Raw genomic sequence first — 23,111 nt, forward strand, 5'->3', positions numbered from 1 at the left:
GCGATTTGAATTTGTGCAAAAAGCGGCGCGGCGGCATCAGGTAGCTAATCCCTACCCCGCCGCTTATGTACCAACTCGTATTCACCCTGATTTTGTGCTGGCTGGCGCTGCCCGTGCTGGCCCAGCAGCAGCTCGCCAAGGCGCGCCAAAGCAGCTACTTCACCAAAGTTTTTCGGCTGACTACGGCCCAGGCGCAGCGCTTGTACGAGCGCGGGCTGCGGGCGGCGCGGCCCGATTTTTTTACGGTGCCGGTCGATTCGTTTCCGACCGATAAGCCGGCCTGGCCGCGCCTGCCGCTGGGCTACTACCTGGTGGCCCACACGGAGGGCCTTGAACTGGTGTACTGGCTGCGCGCCGAAACCTCGCGCACGCTGGAAGTCATTGACAACCAGCGCGACCTGACGCTGGTGGTGCGCGACTCGCTGGGGCAGCTGCTGGCCGGGGCGCGGGTGGCGGTGGGCGGCCAGCCCCTGGCCTACGACCCCGCCACCCGCACCTACCGCCGCGCCCGCGCCAGCCGGGCCGGCATCGTGGCCGTGACGGCCGGCGGGCGCACCACCTTTCACCCCTTGGCCCAAACCTACCGCCGGGCGGGCGGCAATTGGCGGGCGGGCGGCCGCCGCGTGCTTTTCGGCCGGCCGCTGGGCTACCTCACGGGGCCGGTGTGGCGCACGGCCCGCGACCTTCGGCACGCCTCCTCCACCACTACCGGGCTGGTAGGCCTGCTGCGCTCGCCCTTTAGCGAGGACGTGCGCGACGAGCGGCAGAATCGCCGCGAGCAGCGCGACCAGCGCGCGGAGCAAGCCCGGCGGCGCTGGCTGAGCTACTTGCTGGTAAGTCAGCCGCGCTACCGACCCGCCCACGATACCCTGCGCCTGAAGGCGCGGGTGCTGCGGCGCGGCAGCGGCCGACCCAGTACCAAGCCCCTGACGCTGTGGCTGAGCGGCGGCGGCCTGGGCAAGCGCAAGCGCCTGGCCACCCTGCGCCCGGTGCGCCCCGGCTCCTACGAATATTCCCTACCCCTCACCGACACGCTGGGCCTGCGCGTGGGCACCACCGCCAGCCTGACGCTGGAAGACGCCCACGAGCAGACCGTGGCCGAAGGCGACTTTCGGTTTGAAGATTATGAGCTGACTAACAATCAGTTCACGCTGCGGATGCTGGAGAAGGAGCCCCGGCGCGGGCAGCCGCAGGCGGCCTTTATGCGGGGCAGCGATGCCAGCGAATTGAACCTGCTCGATGCTCGGGTGCGGCTGGCGGTGGTGCCCACCAGCGGGCCGCGCCGGGTGCTGGGCCGGCGGCTGTTTGTGCCCGATACCCTGTGGGCGCACACCCAGGCGCTCGACCCGGTGGGCGAAACCCGCGTGGATTTGCCGGCCGGCATTTTTCCGCGCGCCGATTTCAGCTACGAGGTGCGGGCCGAATTTTGGACCACCGACAACGAGCGGCACGTGAAGACCGTGGGCCTACCCTACCAACTTGACCCCGGCCGCCTGCACCTGACGGTGCGCAGCGACTCAGTGCAGATGAGCTACGACTCGCTGGGCGTCAGCCGGCCGCACCGCGCCAAGCTGGACGTTGCCAGGGCGAACAGCGCGCCCGGCGACAGCGCGTATTTCCGGCGCAGCCTCGTGCGCCTACCCCTCGCGTTAGCCCTGAACCCGCGGGCGGCCAGCTACCTGGTGCACGACAGCGCCGGCCGCAGCACCCGCCACGACCTGAGCACCGCCAACGCCGACCTCACGCTCGGCTCGGCCCGCACCGCCGACTCGCTGCGGGTGGCCGTGGCTAACCCGCACCGCCTGCCGTTCTGGTACTACGTGTACCGGGGCAATGAGCTGCGCGACCGGGGCTACGCTACTGATTATCAATTAGCTATTAAGGAAAATAATGAGACTACCTGGCACGTGTCGCTGCACTACGTCTGGGGCGGGCAGCTGCGCGACGCGGAGTATTCGGTGGGGCCGGTGCCGCGCCAGCTGCGCATTGCCACCGAGCAGCCGGCCGTAGCCTACCCCGGCCAGCGCCTGCGCCTGGGCTTTCGGGTCACGGATGAGCGCGGCCGGCCCGTGCCCGACGCCGACCTCACGGCCTACGCGTACACCAGCAAGTTTGAGCGCGGCGGCCTGCCCGAGCTGCCCGTGACGGCGCCGCCGGTGGTGGGCCGGCTGGCGCGCCAGCGCTTCGCCCTTACCCCCGGTTTCAGCCACTACGCCACCCAGCGGCAGCGGCTGGCCTGGCAGCAGTGGCGGCATCAATTAGGATTAGATTCGCTGCAATTCTATCACTTTTTATACCCGGCGGGCGGCGCGTTTTATGCGTACCAGCCGGCGCCGGGCGGGCTCACGCAGGTGGCGGCGTTCGTGGTCGATTCGGGCCGGGTGCAGGCCCCGATTGCGGTGTATGTGGACGGCCAGCCGGCTTATATTCACGACGTTAACCAGGGCCAGCCCTACGTGGCGGTGGCCGATAGCGGCCACCACACGCTCAGCATTCGCACCGCGAACCGGCTCATTACCCTGCGCGACGTGTACCTACGGGCGCAGCACAAGCTCACCCTGAGCCTCGACCCCAACCAGCCCTGCGCCGAGCTGACCGTCGAAAAGCGCCTCCCTACCCTGCTGCCCGCCGAGCTGCTGGCCCTGCGCCGCACGCTGGTGCCCGTGGTGGGCCGGGGGCCGGCGACGCTGCGCCAGGGCAACGTGCTGCGCCCGGTGGCCCCCAGCTATTATGCGGGAGGCCTGGCCCTGGCGGGGCCTTTTCAGCCCGATTCGGTGCTGCTGCGGCCCCTGCGCGACGAGCAGGGCGAGGGCGGCCGGCGCAAGTTTTTATTCGAGCCGCTGTACAGCTACCAGCTCAGCCCCGGCTTGGTCAAAATGACGTGCCTCGACCCCGAGCGCCTGGGCCGCCTCAACGGGGCGGGCCTGCCGGCGCGGCTGCCGCTCGGCGATTTTGCCTACACCGAAGCCGCGCTGCGGCCCTGGCTATACGAGCACGAGGACCCGGCGCAGCCGGCGGCTAAGGGTCGGAAAATCAAGCCCAACCGCCGCGCCGTTCCCTACCCCCTCCGCTACCGCGAAGCTCCCAAGCTGACCTTTCCCAGCCAGACGCTGGCCAGCCAGGGCCGCCTGGAATTGCTGCTGCCCGACAGCCTGGCCCGGCCGCTCTACACGCTGCTCACCCGGCCCGACCAGCCCAAGTTTCGGCGCTTGCAGCCCGCCTACCCCCTGCTGCACGGCCTGCCGCCCGGCCGCTACCGCGTGGCGGTGCTGCTGGCCGATAGCAGCTGCCTGGCTCCCTCCGAAACGGTGCTGGTGCAAGCTAACGGCCAGACTTACTACCACTTGCGGGCTGCTGACCGCCAGCCGGCCGGGCCGCTCAGCCACCGCATCAACCAGTGGCTGTGGCGCGCGTCGCCGCTGGTGCGGGTGCCGGTGGTGGCCCCGCCGCGCCGCGAAATCAGGGTGGAGCAGCCGGGCGGGCGGCGGGCCAACACGCGGCAGGTGCGCGGCCGGGTGGTGGACCGCACCACCGAGGAGGGCCTGCCCGGCGTGACGGTGCTGGTGAAAGGCACCACCGACGGTACCTCGACGGCGGCGGATGGCAGCTTTGCGCTGGCGGTGCCTTTTGCGGCCCAAACGCTGGTTTTTTCATCCGTCGGCTACACTACGCAGGAGCAGGTAATTGACTACCGCAATCAGCTGGAAGTAGTCCTGAGCGAATCGACGGAGGCGCTCTCGGAGGTGGTCGTGACGGGCTACGGCACCATGCGCCGTAGCGACCTGACGGGCAGCGTAAGCTCGGTGGTGGCGTACAGCCTGCAAGGCCGGGCGGCGGGCGTGAGCATCAGCGGTACGCCAGCCAATATACTCATTCGGGGTGTTGCAGCGATAACGGCCGGCGAGCAGCTGCTCTACATCGTAAATGGCGTGCCGCTTACCGGCCGTTTTGATGCTATTAAACCCGGCGACATCCTGGATATAAAAGTACTCAAGGGTGCCGAAGCGATGGCAATTTATGGCGCGCGGGCCAGCGCGGGGGCAGTGCTCATTACGCTGAAAAATGGGGTGGTGTTGGGCCGCTCGCCGGCCGGCAATTTGCTGGATTTACTGCCTACCCCCGACCAGCTGCCCGGTGCCGACCCGCGCCTGGCGCTGCGCCGCCGCTTCCGCGACCAGGCCTGGTGGCGCCCTACCCTCCTCACCGACGCCCAGGGCCGCGCCCACACCGAGGTGGTGCTGCCCGACGACGTGACGAGTTGGGACACCTTCGTGGTGGGCTCCGACCACCACGGGCGGCTGGGCGGCAGCACTGGCCGCGTGCGGGCGTTTAAGTCGCTGCTAGCCACGCTGGCCGTGCCGCGCTTTCTGGTGGCCGGCGACCGGGTGCAGGTGCTCGGCAAAGCCCTGAACTACCTGCCCGACACGGCGCAGCTGACCACGACCTTCCAGGTGGGCGGGCAGGTGGTGCGCCGCCAGGCCCGCCGCGTGGGCTCGTCGTTTATTGACACGCTCAGCGTGACGGCCCCGGCGGCGGCCGATTCGGTGCAGCTGGCTTTTGGCCTGGAACAGGCCAGCGGCTACGCCGACGGCGAGCAGCGCAGCCTGCCGGTGCTGCCGGTGGGCACCCGCGAGCGCGTGGGCACCTACGCCGTGCTGGCCGAGGCCGACACGACCATCGCCCTACCCCTCGACCCCAGCCTGGGGCCAGTTACGCTGCGCATGGAAAGCGACGCGCTCCCGACCTTGTTATCGGAGATTCAGCACTTGCAGCAGTACGCGTACTTGTGCAACGAGCAGGCTGCCTCGCGCCTGCTGGGGCTGCTGCTGGAGCAGCGCATCCGGGCGCGGCAGGGGGTAGCGTTTAAGGGGCAGAAGGTGGCTAACTTTCTCATTAAGAGGTTACTCGATGGCTGCCACCAGCCCGAAGGCATTTGGGGCACTTGGCTCACGTCGGACATCAGCCCCTGGGCCACCGCGCACGTGGTGGAGGCGCTGCTGGCCGCCGAGCGGCTGGGCTACGCCGTGCCGCTCGACCGCAACAAGCTGACTGCCTATCTTTTGCATGAGCTGGATGAAAGCCTGAGCGCCCCTACCCCCACCGGGCACTACTATGGCCATTTCGCGGCCGATGACGACCAGATTCGCCTGCTGAAGCTGCTGCACGACCTTGGCGCGGCGGCGCCCTACGGCACCTACCTGCGCCGCGTGGAGGCCGCCGCCCCGCGCCGCCCGGCCCTCGACCACTACCTGGCCCTCAGCGAATTGCGCCAGCAGCTGGGCCTGTCGTATCAGCTCGATACGCTGCGGCGCTACCGTCAGCGCACCGAGCTGGGCGGCGTGTATTATGCCGATACGCTGCGCGGCGGCACCTATTATCGCTACCTGCTCTCCGACCGGGTGGGCGCTACGCTGCTGGCCTATAAGCTTTTGCGGCAGCAGGGCGGGCACGGGGCCGAGCTAGCGCGCATCCGCACTTTCCTGCTGGGGCTGCGGGGCGGGGGCTACTGGGGCAGCACCTACGAAACGGCCCAGATTCTGGCCACCATCGGCCCCGATTTGCTGGTGCCGGGCACGGGCCGGGCGGCGTGGGTGCGGCTCAGCGGCAGCCCGGCGCTGCCGGCGGGGCCGATTACGCGGTTTCCGCTGGCGCTCACGCTGCCGGCCGGCACCGGGCCGCTCACGCTGCGCAAACAGGGCGGCCTGCCCGTGTATGCCACCGCGTACCAGACGCGCTGGAACCCTACCCCCGCCGCCGTGGCCAAGCCCTTCGTTGTCACGACCACTTTGGCGGGCCAGGCGGGCAGCCGCGTGGCCCTACCCCCAGGCAAACCGGTGGAGCTGGTGGTGACGGTAGATGTAAAAGCCGAGGCTCGCTACGTGCTGCTGGAGGTGCCCATTCCGGCCGGCTGCTCCTACGGCGAGCCGGCCCCGACCAACTCCCTGGAAACCCACCGCGAGTACCTCAAGCACCAGGTTGGTATCTTCCTCGACCGTCTGCCGGTGGGTAAGCACACGTTTCGGGTGGCCTTGCAGCCGCGCTACCGGGGCAGCTACACGCTTAATCCGGCTAAAGCCGAGCTGGTGTATTTCCCCACGAAGTTTGGGCGCACGGGCAGCAAGCGGGTGGTGGTGAAATAGGGAGCGGAGCTGGCCCCACAACCTGCCGGCGCTTGCCTTGGCAAGACCTTCACCCGGCAGCGCGGATTACCGTACACAGCGACAAAACACTTTAGTTATTTTCCCATGAAAATCCTGCTTCCCTTAGCTGCCGCGCTGCTGCTGAACGCGGCCAGCCAACCTGCTTTTGCCCAAAATACGCCTCGTGGTGAGGCCAGGCAGGCCCGCGCCGACCGCAAGATGGACCGCGCCCACACCATCCGGCACGGCAAAAGCCTGACCAAAGAGCCTAAGCTGGTGCGCCGGGAAGACCACCTCGACCACCGCGCCGACAAGCATAAATTTAAGCTATAGCCGCCGGCCGCCGGGGTTTTGGCGCGACGGCCTACTCCACGTGAAACAGCGCCTTCACGGCGGTCACGAAGAAGCTGACGCCGATGGCCAGCGTCAGGAAACCCATGACGCGGGCCAGCGCGGCCATGCCCGGCCGACCCAGAAAACGGGTGAGCCGCAGCGACGACACCAAGATGAGAAACGCCGCCGCCGCCACCAACCCAAAGCCTAGCACCGTGAAGAGCTTATCGGCCACGGAGGGCCGGATGAAGCCGATGCAGAGCGCCATTGAGCCCGGCCCGGAGAGCATAGGCATGGCCAGCGGCGTGAAGCTGATATCGTCTTTCTGCATACTTTCTTCGAGCGCGTCGGGGCCCACGCGGTCGCGGTTGGCACCCGGCGTTAGCAGGTCGAAGGCCGAGCGCATTAGCAGGATGCCGCCCGCAATGCGCAGGTGCTGAATGTTGATACCGAAGAAGTTAAGAATATACTGTCCGCCAAAAAACGCCACCGACAAAATCGCCACCATGTAGAGGCAGGAGCGCAGAGCGATAGCTGTGCGTTCGGCGGTGCTGTCGCTATCGGTCAGGGTCAAAAACACCGGCATGGCACCGAAGGGATTGACGACTGAGAAGAGCGTGGTGAAGGTGAGAATCAGTACTTCCATGCCGTAAAGGTATTGGCCGGGTAATTGAAGGCGGGTAGAGCACCGGTGAAGTTACCCATAACTTCATCGTTCGCTTACCATCTTTACCGTTCTATCTGCCCACCGCTACTCTCACCGCGTGCCCACTTTTTACTACGTACTGCACGGCTTGGGGCTGCTGCTGGGCGGCGCCGGCATCCTGGCCACGCTGCTACCCCTGCTTCGCCAAACCGCCTGGTGGATTCGCATTTGCGACTTTCCGCGCCTTCAGATAGTAGCCGGACTGTTGCTGAGCTTGCTGCTGCTGGCCCTGCCGGGCCAGCAGCTCTGGCTGGCCCATTCGTGGGGGCTGTTAGCCGTGCTGGGGGCAACGGTGGCGTACCAGGCCAGCCGCATCTGGCCCTACACGCCCTGGCACCGCAAGCAGGTACAGGACAGCCAGCGCCGCCCCGACGACCCCAACCACCTCAGCTTGCTGGTCACTAATGTGCTGATGTACAACCGCGACGCCTCGCGCTGCCTGGGCGTCATCCGCGAGAAGCAGCCCGATATCGTGCTGGCCGTCGAAACCGACGACTGGTGGCTGAGCCAGCTGCAAACGCTCACCCGCGACTACCCCCACACCTGCCACGCACCGCTGCCCAACACCTACGGCATGTTGGTTTTTTCGCGCCTACCCCTCTTAGCCAAGGAGATACAGTTTATCCTTGACCCCGGCATTCCGTCATTTCACGGGCGGGTGCGGCTGCCCAGCGGCGTCGAGGCTAACCTGCACTTCGTGCACCCCAAACCGCCGGCACCCGGCGAGTCCAAGACCAGCACCCGGCGCGATGCCGAGCTGCTGCTGGTGGGCCGCGCTATTCAGACGCACGACGGACCGACCATCGTGGCCGGCGACCTCAACGACGTGGCTTGGTCGCACACCTCCGAGCTGTTTCGGCGGCTGGCGCGGCTGCTCGACCCGCGCGTGGGCCGGGGCCTGCTGCCTACTTTCCACGCCGACTACCAGCTGCTGCGCTGGCCCCTCGACCACGTGTTTCACTCGGCGCATTTCCGCTTGCAGCACATCGAGCGGCTGCCCTACATCGGGTCCGACCACTTTCCCATCTTCATTCGCCTCAGCTACGAGCCCCAGGGCTGGCAGGCGCAGGAAGCCCAGCTAGAAGCCCCCGACGCCGAAGACCGCCTCGAAGCCCGCGCCAAAATCCACGACGCGGCGGTGGAAGAGCCAGCCTGAGCGGGCTACTTAGAACGGTTTCCAAATCCATGTCTAGATTGGCTGGGGCGGCTGTCCGCTCTTCGTTCGCGCCGCTCGTTCTGGCGATGAGCGGACAGCCGGCCCCTTACACCGACTTGGGAACCGCTCTAATCACTGCGTAACGTCAGTTAACCGCAATGGCCCGGCTCCCAACCGATTTGGAGGAGGAGCCGGGCCACTTATCCTATTGGCAGTCAGGATTTTTACAAAGCCTGCGGAGCTGGCTTAGCAACCTTGCCGCCCGAATCGGCCTCTACGCTGGCCGGCCCCGCCTTGGCCCGACTAGCCAGGGGTAGGGGGCCGCGCCGGATGAGCGTGCTGAGGCGGCCACGGGCGTTGCGCACGATTGGGTGCAGGCGCAGCGTCACGCGCTGGCGGCGCAGGTCACCAAAGCCCAGGGCAAAATTGCGTAGCGCGGGCAGCGCGTCGGTGCCGAGCAGCTTATAGGTATTCAGCTCAAAGCTGAACGGCACGCGCACCGAGTCGCGGGGCGGCAGCTCCAGGACCAATGGCATTCGGCCCGCGCCCAGCTCCTTGTTATCTACCAGCACCGTGTAGTCGAGGCCGGTGATAACGATAGGTTCCAGGTTGGGGTTATAAACATTGAGCCGCAAGCGCATTTTCAGCGGCAGATTCTTATTAACATATCCGTCAATGAGCTGATTGCGACGGGGCAGGTCCACGTCGGCGGGGGTGCGCAGGGGTAGTACATCGAGGGTCCCCAGGCTGGCCTGCTCCACGGCCCGCACGTTCAGGCGGGGCTCCACGGCAGGAATGCCTTCCTGGCGCGTCTCGCGCAGCGTGCAGCCGGAGGCCAGCAGCAGGCCCGACACGGGCAGCAGCAGTGCAACGCGACGAATGAATAGCCTAAAAATACTCATGGCCTGACCTACGGGATGGCTTAGCTGATTGGTTGGCAAAACAAGGGAATAAAAATCATGCCGGGGAGCACTTTTCGCCAGACCAGGACTGGTGCGGGTCGCAGGCTGCTTTGCACCAGGTAAATCCAGTGGCAGGCAGCACGGCCGCTTTTTAACGGTAGTGGGTCAACCAATTTATTTGTAGGGTAGCAGAATTGTTAGCCAGTTGAAAATTATTTTTGGCAGAACAGAATTATACCATCACGCCTTGGTGATTATTGGGCAAGTTACATATTAACCGCCTTTCAATCGACCTCATACATAAAAAATATGCAAGTTGATAATAGAAGCGTTTTTTGTTAAAGTTCTTTATTTTAAATTTTTATCGATTTTATAGTCGAAAAATTATTGTCATTTTTTTTGCATAATCCTAAATGTTCATCAAACATACTTCTTAGATTAATATTATTTTTTGTGTAGTCAGCAAACATTAGCTGGCACCTTAGCGGTATTTATCCTTTATTTTATTGTATAAAGCTACGCAACAGAATGGTCCCTACCCCTCTTAGGGGACTGAAGACTAGCCGGAGCCTTCGCTACCCTGCCGCAGACACGCAAAAAGGCCGGAAGCTTTCGCTCCCGGCCCTTCACACTAGCTGCCAATTGGTGGCTTACTTGCCGTCCACTTCTTCGTAATCTACGTCGGTAACCTGGTCACCGGCGGGCTGGCCCTGGGACTGGCCGTTCTGGCCATCGGCGCCGGGGAAACCCTGGCCGCCGGGCTGGCCGTCCTGGGCACCCGCCGCGGCGTACATCTCCTGCGAAGCGGCTTCCCAAGCCTTGTTGAGGCTTGCTACGCCAGCATCAACCCCGTTGAGGTCTTTGCTTTCGTGGGCTTTCTTGAGGTCGGCGAGGGCACCTTCCACGGCGGTTTTGTTGCCACCGCTCAGCTTATCGCCAAACTCCTTCAGCTGCTTCTCGGTCTGGAAGATGAGCGAGTCGGCGTCGTTCATCTTTTTGATGCGCTCGGCCTCAGCTTTGTCAGAATCGGCGTTGGAAGCGGCTTCGCTGCGCATCCGCTCAATGTCGGCTTCCGAGAGGCCGCTGCTGGCTTCGATGCGGATTTTCTGCTCCTTGCCGGTGCCCTTGTCCTTGGCCGTTACGTTCAGGATGCCGTTGGCATCAATGTCGAAAATTACCTCAATCTGCGGTACGCCGCGCGGGGCGGGCGGAATGCTGTCGAGGTGAAACTTGCCAATGGTGCGATTCTGGCTGGCCAGCGGGCGCTCGCCTTGCAGCACGTGGATTTCAACCGAAGGCTGCGAATCCGAAGCCGTGGAGAAGGTTTCCGATTTCTTGGTCGGGATGGTCGTGTTCGATTCGATGAGTTTGGTCATCACGCCGCCCATCGTCTCGATGCCCAGCGAAAGCGGGGTCACGTCGAGCAGCAGTACGTCCTTCACCTCACCGGTGAGCACGCCGCCCTGAATGGCCGCGCCGATGGCCACCACCTCGTCGGGGTTTACACCCTTGGAAGGCTTCTTGCCGAAGAATTTCTCCACTTCTTCCTGAATGCGCGGGATGCGCGTCGAGCCACCCACTAGGATAACCTCGTCAATCTGCGCGGCCGAAAGGCCGGCGTCCGACAGCGCCTTTTTGCAAGGTTCCATCGAGCGGCGCACCAGGCTGTCGCTCAACTGCTCAAACTTGGCACGGCTCAGCTTTACTACCAAGTGTTTGGGACCGCTGGCAGTGGCCGTAATATACGGCAGATTGATTTCGGTTTCGTTGGAGCTGGACAGCTCAATTTTGGCTTTTTCGGCGGCTTCCTTCAGGCGCTGGAGGGCCATTGGGTCGTTGCGCAGGTCGAGTCCCTCGTTTTCGCTCTTGAACTGGTCGGCCAAAAAGTCGATGATAACCTGGTCGAAGTCATCGCCGCCGAGGTGGGTGTCGCCGTTGGTGCTCAGCACCTCGAACACGCCGTCGCCCAGCTCCAGAATGGAGATGTCGAACGTGCCGCCGCCGAGGTCATACACGGCGATTTTCTGGTCTTTGTGCTTCTTGTCCAGGCCGTAAGCCAGGGCCGCGGCCGTGGGCTCGTTGATGATGCGCTTCACGTCGAGGCCCGCGATGGCACCGGCTTCTTTGGTAGCCTGGCGCTGGGCGTCGTTGAAGTAAGCGGGCACCGTGATAACGGCTTCGGTCACGGGCTGACCCAGGTAGTCTTCGGCCGTCTGCTTCATCTTTTGCAGAATCATGGCCGAGATTTCCTGGGGCGTGTAGTTGCGGTCGCCGATTTTCACGGCTACCGTATTGTTAGCGCCGGGCGTCAGGTCGTAGGCCACGTACTTGCTCTCGGCCGAAACCTCGGAGAAGTTGCGGCCCATGAAGCGCTTGATGCTGGCGATGGTGTTCCGGGGGTTGGTAACGGCCTGGCGCTTGGCCGGGTCGCCGACTTTGCGCTCGCCCTTGCCATTGTCGAGAAAAGCGACGATGGAGGGGGTAGTGCGGCGGCCTTCGGAGTTGGGAATAACAACCGGCTCGTTGCCTTCCATGACGGCGACGCACGAGTTGGTGGTGCCCAAGTCAATACCGATGATTTTGCCCATAATGCTGGTGGGTGCTAAGGTTGAAAAGAGGAGTGATGTCTTAGGTGGCAATAACGGCTATGCGGCCGCTATTTCCCTTATTACAAGGCCCGTACCAGCCCCTTTTTCCTGCCAGAATGGCCGGGCAAACGGCCTAAGGCTGCCAGCGCGGCCGGCTTGGGGCGCGGGGCCGGGGGTAGGGCTGCCGTCTTAGCAGCCTTGCCACTCATTGGCCCAGCGGAAGCAGAACGACAATAAGCTGGCTGATAACATTTTCCTAAAAAGTTGAGTTTAGGTCTCATCAAGCTGCCTAATCTATTTTTGACAATCAGCTCTCTAATTCAATCATTATATAATAATTTTGATGAAAATCTCTTTCCTTACCGCCACCGCGCTGGCCGCGCTAACCCTGGCTGCGGCCTGCAAAAAGAAGGACGACAATCCTGCTCCTGCTACCCAACAGCTTTCGGGCACGCTGAGTGGGGCGAACTCCATTAAGCCGACGAGCGCCTCAACGGCCACTGGCACCGTAACCGGCACCTACGACCCGAACACGCAGATGCTCAACTACACGCTGACCTTTTCGGGCCTTACCGGGCCGCCGAAGGCTGCCCACTTTCATTACGGTGACCCGCAGCACACTGGGGATATATTTATTCCCCTTAGTAATCTGCCGACTGGTACTAGCGGCACCATTACGGGGAGTACTATGCTGACTACGGTGCCAGCGGTACCGGCCGTGCCGGCAACCGCAACCACCCCGGCCGTTCTGGCTAAGCCAATGGCCGTGCAGTCCGATTCTTTTAAGTTAGGCCACGTGTACGCCAACATTCACACGGCCATGTACCCTGCGGGTGAGATTCGCGCCAACGTCGTCGTTAAGTAAGCTACTGCGTAGTTTTTGCCGAGCCGGCCGCTGTCTTAGCGGCCGGCTCATTGCATTTGGGGCGGGCGCGTAGCAACTTTGCGCGGCGGGCCGGGTCTATGTGCCCTACCCCCCTCCTACCCCTTCGCCCTTTAGTTTTTTTGAATGAAGCTTCTCTCTGCCGCGCTGCTGCCGGGTTGCCTGCTGCTGGCCCTGGCGGCCCAGGCCCAGGCCCCCACTACCCCCACCGCCGCGCCCAACGCGCCCTACCAGCCCTCGGCCACCAAGACCAACGACCTGGTGCATACCCGGTTGGCCGTGCGCTTCGACTACGCCAAGCGCTATCTCTACGGGCAGGAATGGGTGACGCTGAAGCCCCACGCCTACGCCACTGACACGCTGCGGCTCGACGCCCAAGGCATGGATATCAAGAGCGTGGCCATCATGAGCGGCGGGGCGCAGCAGCCGCTGAAATTCGACTACGCCGACAAGAATAACCTGCGCATTACCCTGGACCGCCTCTACAAGCCGGGCGAGGAATACATGGTGTACATTGAGTACACGGCCAAGCCCGATGAGCTGCAAGTGAAAGGCTCCCAGGCTATTACTGATGCCAAGGGGCTGTATTTTATTAACCCCGACAGCGCGGTGGCCAGCAAGCCGGTCCAAATCTGGACGCAGGGCGAGACGCAAAGCTCGTCGGCCTGGTTTCCGACCATCGACCGGCCTAACCAGAAGACGACCGAGGAAATTGCCATGACCGTGCCGGCCAAATACGTGACGCTCAGCAACGGCCGGCTCGTGAGCCAAAAGCCCGCCGGCCCCGGCCTGCGCACCGACACCTGGAAAATGGACCTGCCCCACGCGCCCTACCTGTTTATGATGGCCGTGGGCGACTTCAAAATCTACAAGGACACCTGGCGCGGCAAGGAGGTCAATTATTACCTGGAGCCCAAGTACGCGCCCTTCGCCAAGCAGATTTTTGGCAACACGCCCGACATGCTGGAGTTTTTCAGCAGCCGGCTGGGCGTCGAGTTTCCGTGGAATAAATACAGCCAGATTGTGGCCCGCGACTACGTGAGCGGCGCGATGGAAAACACGACCGCCACGCTGCACGGCGAGCAGGTGCAGCTCGACGACCGCGAGCTGCTGGACCGCGAGTACGAGGCCGAGTCGGTAATCGCGCACGAGCTGTTTCACCAGTGGTTCGGCGACTACGTGACGGCCGAGTCGTGGTCCAACATCACGGTCAACGAGTCGATGGCCGACTTTTCGGAGTCGCTCTACGCCGAGCATAAGTATGGCCAGGACCAGGCCGATGCCCATAACTACCGCTACCGGCAGGCCTATTTGGCCAGCCCGCGCGACGCGACCAAGGACCTGGTGCGCTTCCACTACAACAACAAGGAAGACGTGTTTGACCTGGTGAGCTACCAGAAGGGCGGGGCCATCGTGCAGATGCTGCGCACCTATCTGGGCGACGACGTGTTCTTTGCCGGCCTGCAGAAGTATTTGACTGATAATAAGTTCGGCAACGGCGAGGCCCAGCAGATGCGCCTGGCGATGGAAGCCGTGTCGGGCCAGGATTTGAACTGGTTTTACAACCAGTGGTACTACGGCAGCGGCCAGCCGGTGGTGAGCATCGACTATAATTGGGATGCGGGCAGCAAAACGCAGAGCGTCACCATCAAGCAGACGCAGGGCGAGAAGGTGTTCCGGCTGCCGCTGGCCATCGACTACTACGTGGGGGGTAGGGCCCAGCGCCAGCGCGTGACGATGACCGAGGCCACCCAGACCTTCACTATGCCGCTGGCTGCCCGGCCCGAGCTGGTGAACGTGGACGCCGAGAAATTCACCCTCTGGCAAAAAACCGACAACAAGCCCCTGGCCGAGTACCTCTATCAGTATAGCCACGCTCCGCTGTACGTGGACCGCCGCGAGGCCCTCGACGCCGCCCTGGCCCAGCAAACCAGCAGCTCCGCCGCCCGCGCCGTGGTGCTGGCCGCCCTCAAGGATAAGTTTTACGGCCTGCGCATTGCAGCCATTCAGGGCCTGAAGCTGGATAACAAGACCGTGGCCAAAGCCGCCGCCCCTACCCTGCGCCAGCTCGCCGCCACCGAGGCCGACACCCACGTGCGCGCCGCCGCGCTGCTGGCCCTTGGCGAGCTCAAAGACAAGAAGGACGCCAAAACCCTGGCCGCCGCACTCAGCAGCCAGTCCTACGGCATCCAGGGCGCGGGCTTGCGGGCTTTGGGCGAAATTGATGCCCCGATGGCCCTGGCCCGCGCCAAAACCCTGGAATCGGAGCCGCACCTGGCCTCGGCCGTAACGGGCGTGTACGCCGCGCACGGCGGCCCCGCGCAGTGGACCTACATGCGCACCACGTATGATGCCGCCACTGGCCGCAGCCGCTACGGCCTCATTGCGCCGATGGTGCAGATGCTGGGCCGCCTCGACGACCCCACGGCCTTCGGCGAAGACGTGGACCGCCTTCAAAAAATCGCCCTCACGCCGCAGCTGCGCGCCTACGGCTTCGACAAGCGCATGGTGGAGGCCCTGCAAAAAGGCGCGGCGGCCCAGTCGGGCGCGCACGCGGCCCAAAACCAGGCCACGGCCGCCGCGGCCGTGCAAGCCATTCAGGCCGCGAAGTAGCACTTCGCGCAAAAGGGAGGGGGTAGGGAAATGCCAGCGCGGCGTTTCCCTACCCCCTCCCTTTTGCGTGAGCTTCAAATGAAGCGGCTATATGCGTTGAACTATCTTGGTGGGCCGCGCGTCGGGGAGCCTATGCGCAAGACCACTCCGCTGGTGCTGGCTGCCTTGCTCGCAGGCCGCCTCACTCCCGCCCTGGCCCAAAACACGCCGGATGAAAGCAATGAAAACGCGGAAACGCCTTTCGTGCGGCACATTCGGCCCGACCGCCCCGGCCAGACCATCACGGCCGGCGTGCTGCGGCCGGGGGAGTTTCAACTCGAAACCGGCTGGCAGCACTTCGCGCCCAACGGGGGGGTAGGGAGCAACAGCCAGGCTACTACGCTCCGCATTGGCTTCTTCAACAGCCTGGAGCTGCGCATTACGCAGCCCTACGTGTTCGGCACGCCCGGCACCCCGGCGGTGGGCGAAGGCAGTGCCCCGCGCCGCGACTCCGTAGGCTGGGCACCGCTCACCATCGGCACCAAGCTGATGCTGACGCCCGACCGCGCCAGCCGTTTCCAAGTGGCGCTGCTGGTGGAAGCCGCACTGCCCCACACCGGCCAGAATGGCCTGCGCCGCGGCACCTGGGCCCCCGCCGGACGCCTGCTCGTGAGCCAGCAGCTGGGCCGCCGCGCCGCCCTCGAAGGCAACTTCGGCTTCGTGCAGAGCGGCATAACGCTGACCGATATCTTCAACGGGCAGATTGGCGGGCAGTATATAGGCTCGCTGGCCCTCACGGCACCCATCACCGACCGGGCCGGCTATTTCGTGGAAGGCTACGGCCGCGGCCGCGACAACCTGACGACCGGCGCCAACGCCGGCCTCTACTACCGCCCCTGGACCGGCCTGCGCTTCGATGCCACGGTGGGCCGCATTCTGAGCGGCGTGAGCGCCGGCGCTACCACCGTGGGGGTGGGCCTCGGCTTTCGGCTGGGCGGCAACGGCGGCAATTAATTATTCACTGCCGCCTCATTATTACGCAGGATGTAGTGCAGTGATAGTCATTGCTTTACTATTGTTTCGACGAAAAGAGTCTCAGTCCTGATAGGGCTTTCCACTACTCAGAGCCGACTCGTGACGTATAGTTGCGGGCCAGCTTTTTTTCTGGCTTGTTACATGCATCGCTCCACCTTTTTTCTGTCCTGCCTACTATTAGCCGGCAGCGCCTGCCAGCGCCCGACTGACCGCGGCACTACGGGCCCGCCCGTTACGAATATCACCCCCGATGCGTCGCTGCGCGATACGCGCTGGGTATTGCGCCAGCTTTCCAGCCAGCCCCTGCGCGAAACCTTTCCCGAGGGCCAGGAACCGTTCCTCTTTATCAGCGCGGCCGGCACGGCCGAGGGGCTCGGCGGCTGCAACCGTTTCCGGGGCGGCCTCAAGCCGGTCGAGAACGATGGCGAGCTGCAATTTGCCCCCCTGCTGAGCACCCGCATGGCCTGCCCTTCGCTCGATACCGAGCAGCGCTTTACCCAGGCGCTCGAAGCCACCCGCGCCTACCGCATCGCGGGCAATACGCTGATGCTCTACGGCAACTCGGCGCGCACCGGCGAACCGCTGGCCCAGCTAGAGGCCGTGCATTTGCGCTAGTTTAGGCTACTTTTCGGGTGCCACGCGGGTCGGCGTTTGCTGGCCCGACACGATGCCTTTGGCGCTCTGCGCGATGGCTTGGATGACGGCCGTCATGTTCTTGATATCCAGGCTACTCACCTCGTCTCCCACGCTGTGGTAGAGCTTGTCGGTCGGAATCTGGTCGGTGCTGATGGTGTGGGCCGGCACGCCCAGGCGCGCCAGCGTGGCGTTGTCGGAGCGGTAAAACAGGTTTTGCTCGGGGTAGGGGTCGGGCTCAAACCTGAACTGCGTGCCTTGCAGATTGGCTTGCAGCAGCTGGCCAAAATCCGACTTGTCATAGCCGGTGATGAACGCCGTGTTGGGCCCAAACCTGGCCGGCTTGCCAATCATCTCGATGTTGAACATGGCCGTCAGGTGCTGCGGGTCGAGCTGCTTGGAGAAATAGCGCGCCCCGAAGCCCCCGATTTCCTCGGCCGTGAAGGCCACGAAAATCAGTGAGCGGGCATTCTTTTTCTGCTTCTTAAAATATTGCGCCAGCGCCACTACGGCCGTGGTGCCGCTGGCGTCGTCGTCGGCCCCGTTGGCAATCGAGTCGCCCGCTACTGGCTTGAGAATACCCAGGTGGTCGTAGTGGCCCGAAAAGATGACTTGCTCGGCGGCGTGGGCCGGGTCGCGCCCCGGCAGGTAGCCCACTACATTGCGCAGCGTCAGCGTTTTAGTGGTAGTCGTGGCCGCTACGCGGAACGTGAGGGGGGTAGGCGCGGCACTCGCCAGCAGCCACACGCTCGAAAAGGCATTGCCCGCCGGCTCGGCCCGCAGCTGCGGCTTGCTAGCTTGCGTTACCAGCGACTTGAACTCGGCCGCCCGCGCGGGGTCGAAAATGACTAGCAGGTTTTTTTCGGGCCGGAATAGCTCCCGAAAGTGTGGCTGCAGCTTATCGTCCGGGCCAAGAATCAGCACCTGCACCTCGTCGGCGTCGGTCCAGCTGAGCGCGGGCTGCGACGTGCGGGCAAATACGTGGTCGGCGGGCAGGGCTACCCCATTGAGCGTAGCCTGCGCGCTGGCCAGCATCGATTCATAGGCCGGAAACTCCTGCATGAAGCCCGTGGCACCCGGCAGCGGCTGCAAGCCAATGCGCTTGAACTCAGCGGCCAGAAACTCAGCTGCTTTCAGGTTGCCGGGCTGGCCGGTGGCGCGGCCCTGCATGTTGTCGGCGGCCAGGGTCGTGAGCACCCGCTCGACAGTGCCCTTGGATATTTGCTGCGCGACGGCCGGCACACCAGCGCCAGCCAGCACGCCAACCAGCAGCAAGTTAATTATTGATTTACAAGTATTTAGCATAGAATCTTACTTTCCTGAGACAGTTAGCGAAGGGTCAACAACTGCCAGCGCCGCCGCAAAGTCAGCTTCCGAGCTGAGGCTGCCCTTGCGCGCTTTAAGCGCCGCCAGGGCCGCTGGCTGGCCGGCCAGGGCCTGCTCCAGGCTGGCGCGCTTCAGCCTGAGCGGGGTAAAGTGGCCATCGGCGGGCCAGCGCAGGTAGTAATGCGTCTGCTCTTCCAGCACGCTCATCGTATTATTCGACGCGTAGGAGCCATTGTCAACTGACTTCTTGGTAACCTCCTTATGCACGAATTTCAGCAGCTGGGCGCGCGGGCCATCAAAAAGCACCTCGCCGCAGCTGCCCCCTTCGGTGGGTAAAGCCGCCGAGGAAAAGCACAGGAAGCGGCGCGCCGGACCACTACCCGTCAGGCTGAATTCGCGCACCTGGGCCAGGGGCACCACCACCGAATCGCCCTTGGCCCGGCGCACCCGCAGCTCCTGCCGGTACACGTCATACTTCAGCGGCATCGCAATGGGCTGCGTGGAAGCACTGAGCAGAATCGTAGCCGGCGACCAGGAAGTCAGCAAAAACGGGCTGCCTTGCAGCGTATTTGCCTCGGCGGGCGGCATAGCGTAGCCATTGTTAAAATTGCTCCCTTTATCGCGGGCCAGCTCCGAGCTCTGCGCGGCGGCCAGCAGCGGCAGCCCGCACCCCAGGGCCAGGGCCGCGCCCCTCAAAAACGTGTTTACCGTAGTCATAAATGCAAGTATAAGCCTTGGCTTACGATTGGCTGCCCGCCGCCCCTACGCCACCGTCAGCACCAGGTCGTCGGCCTGCACGCGGGCGCCCTCGCCCAGCGCCAGGGTGCCCACCGTCAGGTCTTCGGGCGCGGTGATGGTGGTTTCCATTTTCATGGCTTCAATGACGAACAGCGGCGTGTTTTTGGCCACCTGCTGGCCGGCCGCCACCAGCACCTTGCTCAGCATGCCTTGCAGGGGCGCGCCAATCTGCTTGGAGTTGGCGCGGTCGGCTTTTTGGTTGTGCACGGTCTTGACTTCCACGTGCCGGTCGCGCACTTCGAGGTTGCGGGTCTGGCCATTGAGGGCAAAGAATACCGTGCGCATTCCTTCGTCATTGACCGGGCCGATGGACTGCAGGCGGATGATAATCGTCTTGCCCCGCGCAATGGTAATGATGGTTTCCTCGCCTTCTTTGAGGCCAAAGAAAAAGACGGGGGTAGGGACCCGGCTCACGTCGCCGTAGCTCAGCCGAAACTTCCAGTAATCAGCAAATACCTTGGGATAGAGCAGACTAGAGAGCAAATCGGTGAACTGCGCGTACGGGTGCTCCTTCTCAAAGGTGGCCCATTCCTGGTCAAAATCAATGGGCGTCAGGTGCTCATTAGGCCGGTCGGTGAAGGCCGGCTCGCCCTTGAGCACCACGCGCTGCATATCGGCGGGCCAGCCGCCCAGCGGCTGGCCAATGTCGCCGCGCAGCAGCTCGCGCACCGACTCCGGAAAGCTCAGACCCTCGCCCCGGCTAATGACCCCCTCGGGCGTCAACTTATTGGAAACCATGAACAAAGCCAGGTCGCCCACGACTTTCGACGACGGCGTGACCTTCGGAATGTCGCCCAGCAGCTGGTTGGCGTCGGCGAAGCGCTGCTTCACTTCCTCAAACTTATCGAGCAGGCCCAGCGCCGCCGCCTGGGGCCGCAGGTTGGAATATTGCCCGCCCGGAATCTCGTGCTCAAACACCTCGGCAGTGCCCGCCAGCAGGCCCGACTCGAAGGGGTAATACTGCTCACGCAGGGCCTCCCAGTAATCACTAAACCCGTTGAGGCTGTGCTGATTGAACTCGCGGTGGCGGGGCGTGTGGCGCAGCATTTCGACCAGCGAGTTGAAGTTGGGCTGCGAGGTGAGGCCCGAGAGGCCGCCCAGCGCCACGTCAATCACGTTCACGCCCGCCTCCACGGCCTTGAGATAAGTGGCGGCTTGCAGGCTGCTCGTGTCGTGCGTGTGCAGGTGAATGGGAATCTGCACCGTTTCGCGCAGCGCCGTTATCAGCTCCTGGGCCGCGTAGGGCTTCAATAAGCCCGCCATGTCCTTGATGCAGAGGATATGGGAGCCGGCATCCTCCAACTGCTTGGCCAGCGTGAGGTAGTAATTAAGATTGTATTTGGGCCGGCTGGGGTCCATAATATCGCCGGTGTAGCAGATGCTGCCCTCGGCCAGGCCGGTGGTCTGCTTGCGCACGAAGTTGATGCACGGCTCCATGCCCTTCATCCAGTTCAGGGAGTCGAAAATGCGGAACACGTCGATGCCCTTGTCACCGGCCTCGGCCACGAAGCGCTCGGTCAGGTTGTCGGGATAGGCCTTGTAGCCCACGCCGTTAGCCCCGCGAATCAGCATTTGCAGCAGAATATTCGGCACCGCCTCGCGTAGCCGAGTCAGGCGCGCCCAGGGGTCTTCGTGCAAAAAGCGCAGCGCCACGTCAAACGTGGCCCCGCCCCACACTTCCATCGAAAACGTTTGGGGGTGCTGGTGGGCGTAGCGGTCGGCCACCTTCAGCATGTCGATGGTGCGCATGCGGGTGGCCAGCAGGCTTTGGTGAGCGTCGCGCAGCGTGGTGTCGGTGTAGTGAATGAGCGGCTCGGCGCGCAGCCACTGGCTGAATTTTTCGGGTCCTAATTCCTGGAGTTTCTGCTTGGTGCCGGCGGGGGGGGGTAGGGAGCAGTCGGCGGCGGGCAGCGGGGCGGGGCGCACCTGGCGGCGCTCGTCCACGCGGCCTTCCACGTCGGGATTGCCATTAATTACCACCTCGCCGATGTAGTGCAGCAGGCGCGTGGCCCGGTCGAGCCGGGTCTTAAACTTCAGCAAGTCAGGATTATCCTTGATGAAGTCAACCGTGGCGTGCCCGGCCTGAAACTCGGGGTCGCGCACGATATTCTGCAAGAACTGCATATTCGTCTTCACCCCCCGCACCCGAAACTCGTCCAGCGTGCGCAGCATTTTCTGGGCCGCGCTGGCCAGGGTGGGCGCGTGGGTCGAAACCTTCACCAGCAGCGAATCGAAAAACGGCGAAATTACCGCACCCTGATACACCGAGCCCTGGTCGAGCCGGATGCCGAAGCCGCCCGCCGAGCGGTAGGCCACGATGGTGCCGTAGTCGGGCTTGAAGTCGTTGGTGGCGTCTTCCGTCGTGATGCGGCACTGCACGGCCACGCCCATGCGCGGCACCGTCACATCGGGACCCAACCCGATTTCGGGCGATTCGAGGGGGTAGCCCGAGGCAATATAAATCTGGGTTTTTACGATGTCCACGCCCGTTATCATCTCGGTCACGGTGTGCTCGACCTGAATGCGCGGATTTACCTCAATAAAATAAATGCGGTCCAGCTCCGGGTTCACCAGGAACTCCACCGTGCCCACGTTATCGTAGCCCACGGCCCGCCCGATTTTCAACGCGTATTCATACAGCCGATTACGCAGCGAATCCGTCAAATCGACGGCCGGCGCGACTTCCACCACCTTCTGGAAGCGGCGCTGCACCGAGCAGTCACGCTCGTAGAGGTGCGTGAGGTGCCCGTGCTGGTCGCCCACCAGCTGCACCTCAATGTGCTTGGGATGCTCCACGAATTTCTCTAGAAAAACCGTGTCGTCACCAAAGGCATTCAGCGCCTCGTTGCGCGCCTCAAAAAAGCCTTTGCGCAGCTGCTCATCGTCGCGCAGCACGCGCATGCCCCTACCCCCCCCGCCCGAAGCGGCCTTGAGCATAAGGGGATAGCCAATGCGGTGCGCCTCGGTCAGGGCCACTTCCACGTCCACCAAATCGGCCTCGCTGCTCTCAATCAGCGGCACTTCGCACTGCAGGGCCACCGCTTTGGCGGCCACTTTGTCGCCGAGCGCTTCCATCACCTCGGGGCGCGGCCCCACGAAGACGATGCCTTCCTCGCGGCAGCGCCGGGCCAGGGCCGCATTCTCGCTCAGAAAGCCGTAGCCGGGGTGAATGGCCTGCGCGCCGTTGTCCTTCGCCACCGCGATAATCGCCTCAATAGCAAGGTAGGGGCGCAGCGGCTCGTCGTCGCCGCCAATCTGATACGCCTCATCGGCCTTGTAGCGATGCAGCGAATTCCGGTCTTCGTAGGTGTAAATACCCACCGTGGAAATGCCCAGCTCGGTAGCGGCGCGGAATACGCGGATGGCTATTTCGCCCCGATTGGCGACGAGCAGCTTCGTGATTTTCATACGGGTTTTAGCAGAAAGAACGGCAGTTTGGCGGCTAAGCTACGCCGGGGGCTGGCTAAGTTGTTCCGGTTGATTACTAACGAGCATCTGGCCGGCAAGCCCGGCACGCTTACCAAAAAAATATTTATAAGTAGTTGATGCTACACAAGCAAACTCAGCTTGCCAGAGATAACAGAATTTTGCTGATTTCTGGTTGATTAGCAATAAAAAACAAGAAGCTATTAAGCAGAATTCAATAACATAAGCATCAGCAGGACTGCGTAACAGCAGCAAGCAACTTTTCAGAACTTATACTTCATAATTTGTTCATTTATACTATCTTCGGCCGGCGGTCGGCTCGCTCTTAGTGGCCTTCTTTACCGGTTCCTGAAAACCGCTCTTTTATTTTTTCACTTTTATCCCTTCTCCACATGCAAAGCAGTACTACCTTTTCGCCCAATCGGGTATTCCCGACCAGGCTCCTAACCGCCCTGGCAGCCATTTTTCTGCTGATGAGTAGCTGCCAGAAGCGCAGCCCCGAGCCAGCTAGCCCAAGCGCCACCAGCGCGGCCGCCGACCAGCAAGGCACCGGCAGCAACCCTTTTGCGGTAGCCACCATGCGGCAAGCTTAA

Annotated in this window: 14 protein-coding genes; 8 read left to right on the top strand and 6 right to left on the bottom strand. The window is 63.2% G+C overall.

Going from position 1 to position 23,111, the window contains the following annotated elements:
* Nucleotides 1-65 precede the first annotated feature (65 nt).
* A complete protein-coding gene (locus A0257_07295; GenBank protein ID AMR26929.1) occupies nt 66-6,140 on the top strand; it encodes a hypothetical protein in 6,075 nt (2,024 codons plus the stop codon).
* 105 nt (nt 6,141-6,245) lie between these two features.
* Nucleotides 6,246-6,473: a hypothetical protein gene (locus A0257_07300; protein ID AMR26930.1), complete on the top strand. Its 228-nt coding sequence runs from the start codon at nt 6,246-6,248 to the stop codon at nt 6,471-6,473.
* A gap of 31 nt (nt 6,474-6,504) precedes the next feature.
* On the opposite strand, the gene A0257_07305 is transcribed toward A0257_07300, so the two are convergent.
* Complete coding sequence (locus A0257_07305) at nt 6,505-7,119, bottom strand: antibiotic resistance protein MarC (GenBank protein AMR26931.1); 615 nt, start codon at nt 7,117-7,119, stop codon at nt 6,505-6,507.
* A gap of 118 nt (nt 7,120-7,237) precedes the next feature.
* Here A0257_07305 and A0257_07310 point away from each other — a divergent pair, with 118 nt between their 5' ends.
* Nucleotides 7,238-8,335 (top strand): hypothetical protein, encoded by a 1,098-nt coding sequence (locus tag A0257_07310; protein AMR26932.1) that lies wholly within the window; start codon nt 7,238-7,240, stop codon nt 8,333-8,335.
* A 224-nt stretch (nt 8,336-8,559) separates the two neighbouring features.
* On the opposite strand, the gene A0257_07315 is transcribed toward A0257_07310, so the two are convergent.
* The gene (locus tag A0257_07315; protein AMR26933.1) at nt 8,560-9,237 is read right to left on the bottom strand and encodes a hypothetical protein; all 678 of its coding nucleotides are present in this window, start codon (nt 9,235-9,237) and stop codon (nt 8,560-8,562) included.
* Nucleotides 9,238-9,887: 650 nt separating this feature from the next.
* Nucleotides 9,888-11,825, bottom strand: coding sequence for a molecular chaperone DnaK (locus A0257_07320; GenBank protein AMR26934.1), 1,938 nt, complete (start codon nt 11,823-11,825; stop codon nt 9,888-9,890).
* Nucleotides 11,826-12,168: 343 nt separating this feature from the next.
* On the opposite strand from A0257_07320, the gene A0257_07325 reads away from it, so the two are divergent.
* From A0257_07325 to A0257_07340, 4 genes are all read left to right on the top strand, one after another.
* Entirely contained in the window at nt 12,169-12,690 is a 522-nt protein-coding gene (locus tag A0257_07325; GenBank protein ID AMR26935.1) for a hypothetical protein, read from the top strand.
* A 144-nt stretch (nt 12,691-12,834) separates the two neighbouring features.
* Nucleotides 12,835-15,321 carry a peptidase M1 gene (locus A0257_07330; GenBank protein ID AMR26936.1) on the top strand — a complete coding sequence of 829 codons (2,487 nt, stop codon included), beginning with the start codon at nt 12,835-12,837 and terminating at the stop codon, nt 15,319-15,321.
* A gap of 132 nt (nt 15,322-15,453) precedes the next feature.
* Nucleotides 15,454-16,314, top strand: coding sequence for a hypothetical protein (locus A0257_07335; protein ID AMR26937.1), 861 nt, complete (start codon nt 15,454-15,456; stop codon nt 16,312-16,314).
* A gap of 162 nt (nt 16,315-16,476) precedes the next feature.
* Nucleotides 16,477-16,950 carry a hypothetical protein gene (locus tag A0257_07340; protein AMR26938.1) on the top strand — a complete coding sequence of 158 codons (474 nt, stop codon included), beginning with the start codon at nt 16,477-16,479 and terminating at the stop codon, nt 16,948-16,950.
* Nucleotides 16,951-16,956: 6 nt separating this feature from the next.
* Here A0257_07340 and A0257_07345 read toward each other — a convergent pair whose 3' ends face one another.
* From A0257_07345 to A0257_07355, 3 genes are read right to left on the bottom strand one after another with little or no spacing between them, the layout of a single operon-like run.
* Nucleotides 16,957-18,273 (bottom strand): hypothetical protein, encoded by a 1,317-nt coding sequence (locus A0257_07345; protein ID AMR26939.1) that lies wholly within the window; start codon nt 18,271-18,273, stop codon nt 16,957-16,959.
* A gap of 6 nt (nt 18,274-18,279) precedes the next feature.
* Nucleotides 18,280-19,011, bottom strand: a complete 732-nt coding sequence (locus A0257_07350) for a hypothetical protein (protein ID AMR26940.1) — start codon at nt 19,009-19,011, stop codon at nt 18,280-18,282.
* A gap of 45 nt (nt 19,012-19,056) precedes the next feature.
* Nucleotides 19,057-22,500, bottom strand: coding sequence for a pyruvate carboxylase (locus tag A0257_07355; GenBank protein ID AMR26941.1), 3,444 nt, complete (start codon nt 22,498-22,500; stop codon nt 19,057-19,059).
* Nucleotides 22,501-22,910: 410 nt separating this feature from the next.
* Here A0257_07355 and A0257_07360 point away from each other — a divergent pair, with 410 nt between their 5' ends.
* On the top strand, nt 22,911-23,111 hold the full coding sequence (locus A0257_07360; GenBank protein ID AMR26942.1) for a hypothetical protein: 201 nt from the start codon (nt 22,911-22,913) through the stop codon (nt 23,109-23,111).

The organism is Hymenobacter psoromatis (genome assembly GCA_001596155.1).
Taxonomy (GTDB): Bacteria; Bacteroidota; Bacteroidia; order Cytophagales; family Hymenobacteraceae; genus Hymenobacter.